General features: G+C 69.6%; 13 protein-coding genes. 12 read left to right on the top strand and 1 reads right to left on the bottom strand.

The window, feature by feature from the left end; genetic code table 11:
* The first annotated feature begins 117 nt into the window (after positions 1–117).
* The gene (locus OG302_RS27330; protein WP_371529184.1) at positions 118–1,278 is read left to right on the top strand and encodes a sensor histidine kinase; all 1,161 of its coding nucleotides are present in this window, start codon (positions 118–120) and stop codon (positions 1,276–1,278) included.
* A 192-nt stretch (positions 1,279–1,470) separates the two neighbouring features.
* Here OG302_RS27330 and OG302_RS27335 read toward each other — a convergent pair whose 3' ends face one another.
* Positions 1,471–2,478, bottom strand: coding sequence for a rod shape-determining protein (locus OG302_RS27335; RefSeq protein WP_371529185.1), 1,008 nt, complete (start codon positions 2,476–2,478; stop codon positions 1,471–1,473).
* A 133-nt stretch (positions 2,479–2,611) separates the two neighbouring features.
* Here OG302_RS27335 and OG302_RS27340 point away from each other — a divergent pair, with 133 nt between their 5' ends.
* From OG302_RS27340 to OG302_RS27390, 11 genes are all read left to right on the top strand, one after another.
* Positions 2,612–4,138, top strand: a complete 1,527-nt coding sequence (locus OG302_RS27340; RefSeq protein WP_371529186.1) for a folylpolyglutamate synthase/dihydrofolate synthase family protein — start codon at positions 2,612–2,614, stop codon at positions 4,136–4,138.
* Positions 4,139–4,143: 5 nt separating this feature from the next.
* Entirely contained in the window at positions 4,144–4,494 is a 351-nt protein-coding gene (locus OG302_RS27345) for a DUF4233 domain-containing protein (RefSeq protein WP_371529187.1), read from the top strand.
* A gap of 121 nt (positions 4,495–4,615) precedes the next feature.
* On the top strand, positions 4,616–5,029 hold the full coding sequence (gene ndk, locus OG302_RS27350; RefSeq protein WP_361828263.1) for a nucleoside-diphosphate kinase: 414 nt from the start codon (positions 4,616–4,618) through the stop codon (positions 5,027–5,029).
* Between the two features lie 324 nt (positions 5,030–5,353).
* On the top strand, positions 5,354–6,373 hold the full coding sequence (locus tag OG302_RS27355) for a rod shape-determining protein (protein ID WP_160505014.1): 1,020 nt from the start codon (positions 5,354–5,356) through the stop codon (positions 6,371–6,373).
* A gap of 166 nt (positions 6,374–6,539) precedes the next feature.
* Complete coding sequence (mreC, locus tag OG302_RS27360; protein ID WP_371529188.1) at positions 6,540–7,493, top strand: rod shape-determining protein MreC; 954 nt, start codon at positions 6,540–6,542, stop codon at positions 7,491–7,493.
* A gap of 14 nt (positions 7,494–7,507) precedes the next feature.
* Positions 7,508–8,179 carry a rod shape-determining protein MreD gene (mreD, locus tag OG302_RS27365; RefSeq protein ID WP_361828257.1) on the top strand — a complete coding sequence of 224 codons (672 nt, stop codon included), beginning with the start codon at positions 7,508–7,510 and terminating at the stop codon, positions 8,177–8,179.
* Positions 8,180–8,276: 97 nt separating this feature from the next.
* Complete coding sequence (gene mrdA, locus OG302_RS27370; RefSeq protein WP_371529189.1) at positions 8,277–10,451, top strand: penicillin-binding protein 2; 2,175 nt, start codon at positions 8,277–8,279, stop codon at positions 10,449–10,451.
* 53 nt (positions 10,452–10,504) lie between these two features.
* Positions 10,505–11,653, top strand: coding sequence for a rod shape-determining protein RodA (gene rodA, locus OG302_RS27375; RefSeq protein ID WP_371750248.1), 1,149 nt, complete (start codon positions 10,505–10,507; stop codon positions 11,651–11,653).
* A 49-nt stretch (positions 11,654–11,702) separates the two neighbouring features.
* A complete protein-coding gene (locus OG302_RS27380; RefSeq protein ID WP_371529190.1) occupies positions 11,703–13,313 on the top strand; it encodes a CHAD domain-containing protein in 1,611 nt (536 codons plus the stop codon).
* A 64-nt stretch (positions 13,314–13,377) separates the two neighbouring features.
* Entirely contained in the window at positions 13,378–15,300 is a 1,923-nt protein-coding gene (locus OG302_RS27385; protein WP_361828246.1) for a TIGR03960 family B12-binding radical SAM protein, read from the top strand.
* Complete coding sequence (locus OG302_RS27390) at positions 15,301–15,870, top strand: GNAT family N-acetyltransferase (RefSeq protein ID WP_371529191.1); 570 nt, start codon at positions 15,301–15,303, stop codon at positions 15,868–15,870.
* The last annotated feature ends 12 nt before the right edge of the window (positions 15,871–15,882 follow it).

A 15,882-nucleotide genomic window follows, 5' to 3' on the forward strand; every position in this document is an offset into this window, starting at 1 on the left:
TCTGATTTGACCCCCGGAGAAGGCCTTTCGGGGACCGCCACGCCGACGTGTCACACTTCACGAAATAAAGGTCATAAGTCTGATGATTCGGGCAGAAAGACCTTGGATGATGGATCCATGCACGACCTGCCCGCCGCCCAGGCGCTTCGCGGGGCGGCGGCCGCGGGCCGCCGTCACGCCGGGCGCTGGGCGCGTGCGCCCCGGGTGCAGGACGCTCTCACCGCGCTGAGCTGCCTGGCCCTGATGAGCCTGGACATCCCCGGCCTCGCCGAGGCGGACAACTCCCTCAACGGCCCCCTCGCCGCCCTGGTCCTCACCCTCGGCGCCGCCTCCCTGCTGCTGCGCCGTGCCGCGCCCTGGGTGACGTACGCGGTCGCGCTCGCGCTCGTCGGCTGGCTGCACGAGCTGACCCTCGCCCAGTTCGCGCTGTACTCCCTGGGCAGGTACCGGGGCCGTCTCGCCGGCACGTTCGGCGTGCTCGGCTATGTGGCTTTCGCGTACGTGATGTTCACCCTGCCCGGCTGGCCGGTGCACCGCGGGGACAGCCTGAGCTCCTTCCTCAGCCTGGTCGTGCCGATCGGTGTGCTCGCCGCGGGGGTCGGCGTCGCGGCCAACCGCCAGGACCTGGTCCGTGCGCTGCAGGCGCAGCGGGCCGAGACGGATGCGCTGCACGCGGTCCAGCGGGAGCGGTCCCGTATCGCACGGGACGTGCACGACTTCGTCGGCCGTGAGCTGACGCTGCTGAGCGTGCGCTCGCAGGTGCTCGCGCGGCGGGCGTCGGGAGGTGACTTCGAGGACGGCTTCGAGGAGCTCTCGGAGACGGCGCGGTCGGCGCACCGGATGCTGAACGAGATCATCGTGCGGCGGGGCGTGGACGGGGCGCCCACGCCCGGCCTGGACGCGCTGCCCGAACTGGCCGAACGCAGTGAGCGCGCGGGCACGCCGGTCGACCTCCAGGTCGACGGGTCCGCCCACCGCCTCTCGCCCATCCGCCAGGCCGCCGTGCACCGGGTGGTGCAGGAGTGTCTGACGAACGCGGCGAAGCATGCGCCGGGGGAGCGGGTGGATGTGCGGGTACGGGTGGCCGGCGGGCACCTTCGGGTGAGCGTGCGCAACGCCCTGCCCGGGGCGGGGCCTTCTTCGTCGCCCGTCTCCGCCGGGACTGGCACCGCGGGGATGGCCGAGCGGGTCCGCACGGTGGGCGGCAGCTTCTCGGCGGGGCCCCGGGCAGGGTCCTACGAGGTCCTGGCGACGCTCCCGGCGGGGAGCTTGGCCTGAGGCCGATGCTTGCCCCGCGGTGCCCCCTGCACGCACAAGCTCTCCCACCCACCCGTCCGTTCACCCCGCAGCACCAGCCTCCACGAACAAGCCTTTCCCTCCCTCCCCACCCGCCTGATTGCCCCGCGGTGACGGGGGCGGACACGGTGGGTGGGCAGCCCCCGCAGGCGGCATCGCCCGCCCGCCAAAGCCCTACGCCGCAGACATCACCCGCTCCAGCCCGTCGAAGTCCTCCACGCACTTGCCGCACCCCATCGCCACGCTGTCCAGCGGATCGTCCGCCACGAACACCGGGATTCCCGTGGCCGATGCCATGCGCAGGTCGAGGGCGGGGAGCAGTGCGCCGCCGCCCGTCAGGACGATGCCGTGTTCCATGACGTCGCCGGACAGCTCCGGCGGGCACTCCTCCAGCGTCGTCCGCACCGCCGCGATGATCGCCTCCACCGGCTCGTCCAGCGCCGCCCGCACCTCACGCACCGTCAGCTCCACCGTCTTGGGCAGCCCCCGCACCTTCTCCCGCCCCCGCACGGTGAACGTCCGGGACTCCAGCGCGTCGTCCCCCGGCACCGGCCATGCCGAGCCGATCGCGACCTTGATGTCCTCGGCGGTCCGCTCACCGATCAACAGCCCGTGCTCCTTGCGCACGAAGTTCGTGATCGCCTCGTCCAGGCGGTCCCCGCCCACCCGCAGCGACTGCGCCGTGACGATCCCGCCCAGCGAGATCACGGCGACCTCGGTCGTGCCGCCGCCGATGTCGACCACCATCGAACCCCGCGGCTCCGCCACCGGAAGCCCCGCCCCGATCGCCGCGGCCATCGGCTCCTCCACCAGGTGCACGGCGCGGGCCCCCGCCCGCTGCGCCGCGTGCACGATGGCCCGCCGCTCGACCTGCGTGACACCGCTCGGCACGCAGATCACCATCCGCGTACGAGGGCGGCGTCCGGGCACGGCCTTGCGCACGAAGTGCCGGATCATCTCCTCGGCCGCTTCGTAGTCACTGATCACGCCGTCCCGCAGGGGGCGGATCGCGGTGATGGAGCCCGGAGTGCGGCCGATCGTCTCCTTGGCCTCCGTCCCGACGGCGAGGGCGGTCCGCGCGCCCTCCTTGACGGCGACCACGGACGGCTCGTTGAGCACGATCCCCTGGCCGCGGACGTAGAGAAGGGTGTTCGCTGTGCCGAGGTCGATACCTATGTCCATGATCGCCAAGTTTGCCCGCCGATTGACCGGATCGGCGGGACCAAAGTCCCGAATCGGGCGGGACCAAGGTCCCCGGGCGGCGTCGCACAGGTCCCGACGGCGGCTGTCGTACCCCGTCCGTAGACTGGCCTACGTGAGTGACCTCCCCCCGCCTGACAGCGAGCACCCCGACCGCGACCACAGCGACGACCGTTTCGAAGAGATCGTCGAAGCCGAGACCGACCGTGACCCCGACCTCGCCGTGATCGAGGCGGGCAGCCGCACCCTGCGCACCCAGGCGGGCCCGCCCCAGAGCGACATCCCCTCCCGCCCCACCGACCCGGAGATCGACAAGGCGCTGCGCGAGGTCGAGACGGAGCTCGCCGGCCGCTGGGGAGAGACGAAGCTGGAGCCCTCCGTCAGCCGGATCTCCGCGCTGATGGACGTCCTGGGCGAGCCCCAGCGCGCGTACCCCTCGATCCACATCACCGGCACGAACGGCAAGACGTCCACGGCCCGCATGATCGAGGCCCTGTTCAGCGCCTTCGAGCTGCGCACCGGGCGTTACACCTCGCCGCACGTCCAGTCGATCACCGAGCGGATCAGCCTGGACGGCGCCCCCATCGAGGCCGAGCGCTTCGTGGAGACGTACAACGACATCAAGCCGTACGTGGAGATGGTCGACGCCAAGGAGGAGTACAGGCTCTCCTTCTTCGAGGTGCTCACGGGCATGGCGTACGCGGCCTTCGCCGACGCCCCCGTGGACGTCGCCGTCGTCGAGGTCGGCATGGGTGGCAGCTGGGACGCGACGAACGTGATCGACGGCTCGGTCGCCGTGGTCACGCCCATCGACCTGGACCACACCGACCGCCTGGGCAACACGCCGGGTGAGATCGCCGCCGAGAAGGCAGGCATCATCAAGCCCGACGCGACGGTGATCCTCGCCCAGCAGCCGGTGGACGCGGCGCAGGTGCTCCTGAAGAAGGCCGTGGAGGTCGACGCGACCGTGGCCCGCGAGGGCCTGGAGTTCGGCATCGTCTCCCGCTCGATGGCGGTCGGCGGCCAGCTCCTGACCCTGCGCGGCCTCGGCGGGGAGTACGAGGAGATCTTCCTGCCCCTGCACGGTGCCTACCAGGCGCACAACGCGGCCGTCGCGCTCGCCGCGGTGGAGGCGTTCTTCGGCATCGGCTCGCAGCACGCGCGCACCCTGGACATCGACACCATCCGCAAGGCCTTCGCCTCGGTCTCCTCGCCGGGCCGCCTGGAGGTCGTGCGCACCTCGCCGACCGTCGTCCTGGACGCCGCGCACAATCCGGCGGGCGCCCGCGCCACCGCCGAGGCGATCAGCGAGGTCTTCGACTTCAGCCGTCTGATCGGCGTGGTCGGGGCGAGCGAGGGCAAGGACATGAAGGGGCTGCTCGAAGCCTTCGAGCCGATCTTCGCCGAGGTCGTCGTCACCCAGAACTCCAGCCACCGGGCGATGGACGCGGACACGCTGGCCGGGCTCGCCGTCGAGGTGTTCGGCGACGACCGCGTCCAGGTCGAGCCGCGTCTGCCGGACGCCCTGGAGGCCGCGATCACCCTCGCCGAGGAAGAGGGCGAGTACGCGGGCGGTGGCGTCCTGGTCACCGGATCCGTCATCACGGTCGGCGAGGCCCGACTGCTCCTGGGGAGGGGCTGACTCCTGTGCGTACGCTCTGCGCTTCGACGCTGATCGGCGAGTTCTTCGTCATCGGCTTCGCCGGTCTGGTCGCCATGAAGGACCCGGACCTGTCGATGGGCACGGTCTGGACGGTCTGCGGCGTCGCGATGCTGTTCAGCGTCCTGCTGTGCGGCATGATCACCCGGCCCGGCGGGGTGCAGCTCGGCTGGGCGCTGCAGATCGCGCTCATCGCGAGCGGCTTCGTCGTGCCGATCATGTTCTTCATGGGGGCACTGTTCGCCGTGCTGTGGTGGGCGTCCCTGCACTTCGGGCGGAAGATCGACGAGGCGAAGGCCAGGTTCGCGGCGCAGGCGGAGGCCGGGGCGGGAGCCTAGGCCCCGGGCCGCACGGCCGCCGGCCGCAGCGCTTCCGGGGCCGGAGGTAACGCGGTGTAGTGGGTGCCGGTATCGTGCCGGTCAACCCACACGCTCGTAGAAAAAATGCTTGGAGCCGCACATGACCCAGCGCACTCTCGTCCTGCTCAAGCCCGACACCGTCCGTCGTGGCCTGATCGGCGAGATCATCGGCCGCATCGAGCGCAAGGCGGGCTGGACGATCTCCGCGCTCGAACTGCGCTCGCTCGACCAGGAGACGCTGGAGCAGCACTACGGCGAGCACAAGGGCAAGCCCTTCTACGAGCCGCTGGTCGACTTCATGTCCTCGGGTCCGGTCGTCGCGCTCGTCGTCGAGGGTGAGCGTGTCATCGAGGGCGTGCGCGCCCTCGCGGGTCCGACCGACCCGATCGCCGCGGCGCCCGGCTCCATCCGGGGCGACTTCGGCACCATCGTCCGGGAGAACCTGATCCACGCCTCGGACTCCGAGGAGTCCGCCGAGCGCGAGCTGAAGATCTTCTTCCCGAGCGCCGTCTGACGTCCGTATGCAGAGACGCGCGGAAAGAGTTCCGTAAAGACTTCTGACGCCTAGTCAGCAGGGCACCGCCCTGACCAGGGGTGGCCGAGAAAACCGGCCGCCCCTTGGCATATGCGCCCCAATTGGGGGAACCCGTGCCTCCGATGGCACGTCTCCAAGGGCGAGGCGGCGCATCATCTGCTGACAATGGCGAAGACCCTAGCGCCGTGTTCGTGCAGGCGAGACTACGATGGAAGCCTCCACGCCACACAGCACCCACCTCGCCTACCTAAAAAGCCATCAGAAGCTCCAGGGAAGGCCAGACGCATCCTCATGGGGAACAACATGTCGTTCATCGGCCGTGACATGGCTGTCGACCTCGGGACCGCCAACACGCTGGTGTACGTCAGGGGTCGCGGGATCGTTCTCAACGAACCGTCCGTCGTCGCGATCAACACCAACACTGGTGGCATCCTCGCTGTCGGCGCCGAAGCCAAGAAGATGATCGGTCGCACGCCGGGCAACATCGTTGCCGTGCGACCGCTGAAGGACGGCGTCATCGCCGACTTCGAGATCACCGAGCGGATGCTCCGCTACTTCATCCTGAAGATCCACAAGCGGCGGTACCTCGCCCGCCCGCGTGTCGTCGTCTGTGTGCCCTCCGGCATCACCGGAGTCGAGCGCCGCGCCGTCATCGAGGCCTCCTCGCAGGCCGGCGCGCGCCAGGTGCACATCATCGAGGAGCCCATGGCCGCGGCCATCGGTTCCGGCCTGCCGGTCCACGAGGCCACGGGCAACATGGTGGTCGACATCGGCGGCGGCACCACCGAGGTCGCCGTCATCTCGCTCGGCGGAATCGTCACGGCACAGTCGATCCGTGTCGCGGGCGACGAGCTGGACAACGCGATCATCCAGCACATCAAGAAGGAGTACTCCCTCCTCCTCGGTGAGCGGACGGCCGAGCAGATCAAGATCACCATCGGTTCGGCGTACGACATGGACGCCGACGAGCACACCGAGATCCGCGGCAGGGACCTGGTCTCCGGACTGCCCAAGACCGTCGTCATCTCCGCCGCCGAGGTCCGCAAGGCCATCGAGGAGCCGGTCAACGCGATCGTGGACGCGGTCAAGACGACCCTCGACAAGTGCCCGCCGGAACTTTCCGGTGACGTGATGGACCGCGGCATCGTTCTCACCGGAGGCGGCGCCCTGCTGCGCGGCCTCGACGAGCGTCTCCGCCGCGAGACGGGCATGCCGATCCACATCGCCGAGGACCCGCTGGACAGCGTGGCGCTCGGCTCCGGCAAGTGCGTCGAGGAGTTCGAGGCGCTCCAGCAGGTCCTCGACGCATCACCGCGCCGTTGAGGGTGGCGCGAACCCGCTGAAAGGGTGTCCGCCGTACGAGTGCCTGTCACCTCGTGCGGCGGATCGTTGATATAGAGGGCTTTAAAGGGCACGCGCAGTTGCCCGGACATAAGTGAATGCTCAGAATTCCAAGGATTTCCAACTGAGGAAGGCACGGCCGCCGCACGTGAGGGACACACGAGAGAGCCGGCTGCTCCTGGTGCTGCTGATCGCCATCGCGTTCGCTTTGATCACGGTGGACATCCGTGGTGGCGAGGACTCGCCGGTCGACGGTGCCCGCCAGGCCGCCGCCACGGTCTTCGGCCCGGTCGAGGACGGCGTGTCGTCCGCCGTCGACCCGATCGGCAACGCCATCGGCGCGGTCCGGGACTCGGGCGACCGGCATGACCGGATCGCCGAACTCGAGCGTCAGAACGCGACGTTGAAGGCGAAGCTCGGCAGCGACGACCGCAATCGCAGCCGGGTCAGACAGCTGGACAGCATGCTGAAGAACGCCGGTGCCGGCCAGTACGGCATCAAGGGCGCCGAAGTCATCGGCATAGGAGCGGCCCAGGGCTTCTCCTGGACCGTCACCATCGACGCGGGCGCCAACGACGGACTCAAGCGCGACATGACCGTCCTGAACGGCGACGGCCTGGTCGGCCGCGTCACCACGGTCGGCCCGAGCACCGCGACGGTCCTGCTCGCCAACGACCCCGACTTCACCGTCGGCACCCGCATGGAGAAGACCGACGAGCTCGGCTTCGCCACCGGACAGGGCGACCGCCCGCTCTCGGTGCAGATGCTCAACGGCAAGGCCAAGGTCAAGAAGGGCGACCGCCTGGTCACCTTCGGCTCGCAGGCCGACAAGCCGTTCGTGCCGGGTGTGCCGGTCGGCGAGGTCGTCCGCGTCGACCCGTCGGGCGGTGACCTGACGCGCAACATCTACATCAAGCCGTACGTCGGCTTCACCAAGCTGGACATCGTCGGAGTCGTCGTCGAGGCGCCCCGCGAGGACCCGCGCGACACGGTTCTGCCGAAGAAGCCCGCCAAGCCGAAGCCGACCCCGACGGTGACCGTGACGGCCACCCCGTCAGGACAGGCCCAGGCCGACGGCGCCGACAACGGCAACGAGCAGTAGGAGCCCCCGGACTTATGCGCTTCAACCGAATCCTGCTCTCCACCACCCTGGTCGTCGTCGCCCTGGTCATCCAGGTCAGCGTCCTGGCCCGGCTGCAACTGCCGGGCGCGGTCCCGGACCTGGTGCTCCTCACGGTGCTCGGCCTCGCCCTGGTCTACGGCCATGTGGGCGGCGCCCTCGTCGGCTTCGGCGCCGGGCTCCTCGCCGACCTGGCCCCGCCGGCCGACCACGCGGCCGGGCGGTACGCCCTGGTCCTGTGCGTCGTCGGCTACCTCGCGGGCCTGGCCAAGCCGGAGACCGGACGGCTCAGGTCGGCCACCGGACCGCTCGTCGTGGTCGTCGGCGCCGCCATCGGGTCGACCCTGCTGTACGCGGGCGTGGGCGCCCTCGTCGGGGACACCGCCGCCCGCCATGTGGGCCTGGGCGGGCTCCTCTTCACGGCCGCCCTGTACGACCTGCTGCTCGCGCCGTTCACGGTGCCGCTGATCATCGCGCTGGCCCGCAGAGCCGAGAACGACCCGCTGGGGGAGACCTCACCGGCCAACAAGGCCACGGACGTCGCGTCCGGCTGGCTCTCCTCCGGCACCGGTCTGCGCATCGGCAACCAGCGCGGCGGCATGCGGATGAAGGCGGCCAAGGCCCGCGTCGCGCGCGCCGGACGCATCAAGGGGGTCAAGCGCCTGTGACCGCAGCGCGGCTGGCCCCGTACACGACCGGCGGCACACACAGGCCGGTCGTGTACACGTACCACTCGTACACACACTGAGAGGGGGAGGAACAGCAGTGACCAATATCCCCGAGACCGGGCGGACCCCAAGGGTCCAGATCCGTCTCATCGTCATCCAGATCCTCGTGCTCTCCCTCCTCCTCACCCTCGGCGGCCGCCTCTGGTATCTCCAGATCCGCAACGGTGAGGAGTACGCCGAGGAAGCCTCGGGCAACCACGTCCAGCAGGTCGTCCAGCCCGCCGTACGCGGCTCGATCCTGGACGCGCGCGGCGTGCCGATCGCCGACAACGAGACCCGTTTGGTCGTCTCCGCGTCCCGCACGGACCTGATGAAGATGAAGGACGACGGCAAGGCGGCCCTCGCCAAGCTCGCCGACGTCCTCGGCATGAGCGCCAAGGACGTCTCCGACAAGGTCAGGCTCTGCGACTCCAAGACCCCGCAGCCCTGCTGGAACGGCTCGCCCTACCAGCCGATCCCGATCACGGACGAGGCCTCGCCCAAGCAGGCCCTCCAGATCCGCGAGCGCGCCGAGGACTTCCCCGGCATCACCGCCGAGCCGACCGCCGTCCGCCGCTATGCCGCACCCGGCAAGTCCAACACCGCCCAGGTGCTCGGCTACCTCTCGCCCGTCACCGACGAAGAGATCACCAAGGCGGAGCACACCGACTCGCCGTTCCTGCGCTCCGACCAGGTCGGCCGCTCCGGCCTGGAGCGGACCTACGACGCGCAGCTGCGCGGCAAGGCCGGCGTCACCCGCTACGAGGTCGACAACCTCGGCCGCGTCATCGGCAAGGCCAAGGACGACCCGGCCCAGCCCGGCGCGAACGTCGTCACCAGCATCGACGCGCGCGTGCAGGCCCTGTCCGAGTACTGGCTGAACGACGCGATGAAGAAGGCCCGCCAGGAGTTCGACAAGAACACCGGCGAGAACTACAAGGCCGACGCGGGCGCCGTCGTCGTCATGGAGAACAAGACCGGACGCATCGTCTCCATGGCGTCCAATCCGACCTACGACCCGAACGCCTGGGTCGGCGGCATCTCCGGCAAGGACTACGCGCAGCTCACCGGCAAGAAGTCCAACTACCCGCTCCTGAACCGCGCCATCCAGGGCCAGGCGGCCCCCGGCTCGATCTTCAAGGTCATCCCGACGGCGGCGGCGGTCAACGCGGGCTACGACTTCAACGGGCGCTACCCCTGCCCCAGCTCGTACTCCATCGGCGGCCAGACCTTCAAGAACTTCGAGTCCAAGGGCCACGGCAGCATCACGCTCGGCCAGGCCCTGGAGGTCTCCTGCGACACCGTCTTCTACAAGCTCTCGCACGACCAGTGGGCCAAGGACGGCGGCAACAAGCCGAAGAAGGACGCCAAGGACTGGTTCTACAAGACGGCCCACCAGTTCGGCCTCGGCAAGGAGACCGGCATCGACCTGCCGAACGAGGTCACCGGCCGCGTCCCGGACCGCCAGTGGAAGAAGGACTACTGGAAGTCCAACAAGGACGGCTGGTGCAAGCAGGGCAAGAAGGGCGGCGACTACGCGGAGCAGATCGCGTACGAGAACTGCCTCGAAGGCATGAAGATGCGCGCCGGTGACTCCGTCAACTACTCCATCGGACAGGGCGACACCCTCGTCACCCCGATACAGATGGCCACGATCTACTCCGCCATCGCCAACGGCGGCACCCTGCACGACCCCACCGTCGGAAAGGCGATCATCAGCGCCGACGGCAAGCAGGTCCAGGAGATCAAGCCGAAGTCGCACGGCAAGCTGCCCATGAACCAGAAGACGCGCGACGACATAGACGGTGCCCTCGCCGACGTCGCCACCAAGGGAACGGCCGCCTGGCGGTTCGGCGGCTGGCCGCAGGACAAGATCCCGATGCACGCCAAGACGGGTACGGCCGAGGTCTACGGCAAGCAGACCACCTCGTGGTTCGCGACGTACACCAAGGACTACTCGATCGTGATGACGATCTCCCAGGGCGGTACGGGTTCCGGAGCGTCCGGCCCCGCGGTCCGCAAGATCTACGACGGCATCTACGGCCTGGACGACAGCGGCAAGCAGAACCTGAAGAAGGCCCTGCTGCCCCAGCCGCAGAAGAACCTGCCGAAGATCGAGACCGACGGTTCGATCGACTCGCCGAAGATCAAGCCGTACAAGCCGGAGGCCCCCAAGCCGCCGCAGGAACAGCAGGAACTGGCGGGCGCGCCCGCGAACGGGAGGCGCGACTAGTGGCCGGCAACCATGGCTTCTCCGTCTCCGGCTACGGGCCCGAGCGCTCGTCCATGTCGGCCCGTCTGTTCGCCCGCGACTCGCTGGTGCGCCGGATGGACTGGCCGATACTGCTCTGCGCGCTCGCGCTCTCCGCGATCGGCTCCGCGCTCGTCTACTCGGCGACCCGCAACCGCACCGAGCTCGTCGGCGACGACCCGTACTCCTTCCTGTTCAAGCACGTCCTGAACACCGGCATCGGCATCGCGCTGATGGCGGGCACGGTGTGGCTCGGCCACCGGACGCTGCGCACGGCCGTGCCGATCCTCTACGGCATCTCCGTCTTCCTCGTCCTGCTCGTCCTCACCCCGCTCGGCGCGACGATCAACGGCGCGCACGCCTGGATCGTGATCGGCGGCGGCTTCTCGCTGCAGCCCTCCGAGTTCGTGAAGATCACGATCATCCTGGGCATGGCGATGCTGCTCGCGGCACGGGTGGACGCGGGCGACCGCGACCACCCCGACCACCGCACGGTCCTGCAGGCCCTCGGCCTGGCCGCCGTACCGATAATGATCGTGCTCCTCATGCCCGACCTCGGGTCGGTCATGGTGATGGCGATGATCGTCCTCGGCGTGCTGCTCGCCTCGGGCGCCTCCAACCGCTGGGTCTTCGGACTCCTCGGCACGGGCGCGGCGGGCGCGGTCGCCGTCTGGCAGCTCGGCATCCTGGACGACTACCAGATCGCCCGCTTCGCGGCCTTCGCCAACCCCGCCCTCGACCCGGCGGGCGTCGGCTACAACACCAATCAGGCACGCATCGCCATCGGCTCCGGCGGGCTCTCGGGCACCGGCCTCTTCAAGGGGTCGCAGACCACGGGCCAGTTCGTGCCCGAGCAGCAGACGGACTTCGTGTTCACCGTCGCGGGCGAGGAGCTCGGCTTCGCGGGCGCGGGCCTCATCCTCGTCCTGCTCGGCGTGCTGCTCTGGCGCGCCTGCCGCATCGCACGCGAGACGACCGAGCTGTACGGCACGATCGTCGCCGCCGGGATCATCGCCTGGTTCGCCTTCCAGGCCTTCGAGAACATCGGCATGACGCTCGGCATCATGCCGGTGGCCGGTCTGCCACTGCCCTTCGTCTCGTACGGAGGTTCATCGATGTTCGCCGTCTGGGTCGCCGTCGGCCTGCTGCAGTCGATCAAGGTGCAGCGGCCGATGTCGGCGTAGGCCGGTTGCAGGTCTGCCCTTGGCCTGGGATCGCGTCTAGATTCGGGTCATGGCGGAGACACAGCGCGAGATCGAGCGTAAGTACGACGTCGAGGCGGACGCGGCGCTGCCTGACCTGACCGGGGTCGCCGGGGTGGCCGACGTCGTCGACAAGGGCGTCGTCGAACTGGACGCCGTCTATCACGACACGACCGACCAACTCCTGCTCTCCGACTCGATCACGCTGCGCCGCCGCACGGGCGGCGCAGACGAGGGCTGGCACCTGAAGCTGCCGGTGTCCCTCGCGCAGGGCGTGCGGGACGAGATCCGGGCCCCGCTCTCGGACACGGTGCCGCCCGAGCTGTCCGGGCTCGTGCGGTCCCGGGTGCGCGATGCCGGACTCGTGCCCGTCATGCGCCTGTTGACCGCGCGGGACCTGCGCCACCTCCTCGACGGCAAGGGCGCGCTCCTCGCCGAGCTGAGCATCGACCGGGTCAGGGCAGAGCGGCTCACGGAGGGCGGCGGCACCTCCGAGTGGGCCGAGATCGAGGTGGAGTTGGCGGACGGCGCGGACCCCGCGCTGCTCGACCGGATCGAGAAGAAGCTGAAGAAGCTGGGCGTCCAGCGGTCGTCCTCCGCGTCGAAACTGGCCAGGGCGCAGGCGGACACGGCGCTGAGCGAGACCCGGCAGCGGCTCGCGGAGGGCACGCTGAAGCCTGCCAAGGCCGAGAAGGGGAAGGCGGATGAGCAGTACATCGTCATCCAGCTGAAGGACTCCGCCGTGCGACCTGACCCCGTCACCGCTGCCGACCATGTCCTCGCCTACGTCCGCACCCAGCGCGACGCCCTCGTCGCCCTCGACCCCGACGTCCGCCGCGACGTGCCGGACTCCGTGCACCAGATGCGGGTCGCCACGCGCCGGATGCGCAGCGCGTTCCGCTCGTACCGGAAACTCCTCGACCGTGCCGTCACCGACCCGATCGGGGACGAGCTGAAGTGGCTCGCGGGCGAGCTCGGGGTCGACCGCGACCAGGAGGTCCTCGCCGAGCGGCTCACGCACCGCGTGGACGCCGTGCCGGGGACCCTGCTCCTGGGTCCGGTACGGGCCCGCCTGCAGATCTGGGGTGTCGCCCGCGCCGGTGACGCCCGGAGCCGGACCGTCGCCGCGCTCGAAGGAAAGCGCTATGTGCAGCTCCTGAACTCCGTCGACGCACTGCTCGCCGACCCCCCGCTGCGCAAGGCCGCCACCGCGTCCCCGGACAAGGCCCTCCCCAAGGCCGTACGGAAGGACTACGCCCGCCTTGAGGCCCGCATCGAGCACGCCCTCGCGCTGGAGCCGGGGGAGGAGCGGGATGTGGCGCTGCACGGCGCCCGCAAGGCGGCCAAGCGTGCCCGGTACGCGGGCGAGGCGGCCAGGCCCGCGCTCGGCAAGCCCGCCAAGCGGTTCGCGAAGCGGATGAAGGCCGTCCAGAAGGTCCTCGGCGATCACCAGGACAGCGTCGTGGCCCGTGAGGCGCTGCGGAACCTGGCGGTCCAGGCCCATGCGGCGGGCGAGACCGCCTTCACCTGGGGACTCGTGTACGGCCAGGAGGAGGCCACGGCCGCCGAGCGCGAGAACGAACTGCCGGGGGTGTGGCACCGGGCGTCCCGGCCCAAACTGAGGGCGGCATTGAGCAGCTGACCGCCGGGGTACGCTTGATGGTCACCCCTGCCAGATCATGAGAACCCTGCCGAAAGACGCTGTGATGCCTGTCGAGTCCGTCTTCCCACGCCTGGAAGCGCTTCTCCCGCACGTCCAGAAGCCCATCCAGTACGTCGGCGGAGAGCTCAACTCCACCGTCAAGGACTGGGATGCGTGTGACGTCCGCTGGGCGCTCATGTACCCCGACGCGTACGAGGTCGGGCTGCCCAACCAGGGCGTCATGATCCTCTATGAGGTACTGAACGAGCGCGAGGGCGTCCTCGCCGAGCGCACGTACAGCGTCTGGCCGGACCTCGAGGAGCTGATGCGGGAGCACGAGGTCCCGCAGTTCACCGTGGACAGCCACCGCCCCGTCAGCGCCTTCGACGTGTTCGGCCTCAGCTTCTCCACGGAGCTCGGGTACACGAACATGCTCACGGCCCTGGACCTCGCGGGCATCCCGCTGGAGTCCAAGGACCGCACGGTCGACCACCCGATCGTCCTCGCCGGAGGCCACGCGGCCTTCAACCCCGAGCCGATCGCGGAGTTCATCGACTGCGCGGTCATCGGCGACGGCGAGCAGGCCGTGCTCGACATGACCGCGATCATCCGCGAGTGGAAGGCCGAGGGCCGCCCCGGCGGCCGCGAGGAAGTCCTCTTCCGGCTCGCGCGGACCGGCTCGGTCTACGTCCCCGGGTTCTACGACGTCGAGTACCTCCCGGACGGCCGGATCGGCCGCGTCGTACCGAACAAGTCCGGTGTCCCGTGGCGCGTGTCCAAGCACACCGTCATGGACCTGGACGAGTGGCCCTACCCCAAGCAGCCCCTCGTGCCGCTCGCGGAGACCGTCCACGAGCGCATGTCCGTGGAGATCTTCCGCGGCTGCACCCGCGGCTGCCGCTTCTGCCAGGCCGGCATGATCACGCGCCCCGTGCGGGAGCGAAGCATCACCGGCATCGGCGACATGGTGGAGAAGGGCCTCAAGGCGACCGGCTTCGAGGAGGTCGGCCTGCTCTCGCTGTCCTCCGCGGACCACACCGAGATCGCGGACGTCGCCAAGGGCCTCGCGGACCGGTACGAGGAAGACAAGATCGGCCTCTCCCTGCCCTCGACCCGCGTCGACGCCTTCAACATCGACCTCGCGAACGAGCTGACGAGGAACGGCCGCCGTTCGGGCCTCACCTTCGCCCCCGAGGGCGGCAGCGAGCGGATGCGCAAGGTCATCAACAAGATGGTCTCCGAAGAGGACCTGATCCGCACCGTCGCGACCGCGTACGGCAACGGCTGGCGCCAGGTGAAGCTGTACTTCATGCTCGGCCTGCCCACCGAGACCGACGAGGACGTCCTGCAGATCGCGGACATGGCGGCGAACGTCATCGCCAAGGGCCGCGAGGTCGCGGGCAACGACATCCGCTGCACTGTCTCCATCGGCGGCTTCGTGCCCAAGCCGCACACGCCCTTCCAGTGGGCCCCGCAGCTCTCGGCCGAGGAGACGGACGCCCGCCTCACGAAGCTGCGCGACAAGATCCGCGGCGACAAGAAGTACGGCCGCTCGATCGGCTTCCGCTACCACGACGGCAAGCCCGGCATCGTCGAGGGCCTGCTCTCGCGCGGTGACCGCCGCATCGGCTCCGTCATCCGCGCCGTCTACGAGGACGGCGGCCGCTTCGACGGCTGGCGCGAGCACTTCAGCTACGACCGCTGGATGGCCTGCGCCGAGAAGACGCTGCCCGCCTTCGGCGTGGACGTCGACTGGTACACGACGCGTGAGCGCACGTACGAGGAGGTCCTGCCCTGGGACCACCTGGACTCCGGTCTCGACAAGGACTGGCTCTGGGACGACTGGCAGGACTCGCTCGACGAGACCGAGGTCGAGGACTGCCGCTGGACCCCGTGCTTCGACTGCGGCGTCTGCCCGCAGATGCAGACCGAGATCCAGATCGGCCCGACCGGCAAGAAGCTCCTCCCGCTGTCGGTAGTGAAGTAAGTGACGCGGCGAGCGCCGGTGGACGGGGCGGGTGGTCCCCGACTCGCCCCGCCTTCCGGCCTCGTGCATCTCTCCTTCATCGCCGCGATGGAGGAGTTCCGCGCCGAGGGCCGCGGCGGCCGTGACGACGACACGACGCTCGGCCGCACGCTGCGGGACTACGGCGAGAAGTGGCACGACCCGGTGGTCTTCGAGCGTTACGTGACCGAGGTCCGCACCGCCACCCACCCGGCCGAGCCGCTCTCCGTACCGGTGACGACCCTCTGGTACGCGGACGGAGCCGACTACTTCGGCCGTCTCGCCATCCGGCACAACGTCAACACGCGCTTCCTGCGCGAGTACGGCGGCCACATCGGCTACGACGTACGGCCCACCGCCCGCCGCCGCGGCCACGCCACGGCGATGCTGATCGGTTCCCTGCCCTATGCCCGTGCACTGGGACTGGAATCGGTGCTGGTCACCTGTGACACCGACAACACCGGTTCGCGCAAGGTGATCGAGGGTGCGGGCGGCGTCTTCGAGGACGAACGCGGCGGAAAGCTGCGTTACTGGATCCAGACCGCCGCCTGACGAACCAGCACC

Origin of the sequence: Streptomyces sp. NBC_01283 (genome assembly GCF_041435335.1) — a bacterium.
GTDB lineage: Bacteria > Actinomycetota > Actinomycetes > Streptomycetales > Streptomycetaceae > Streptomyces.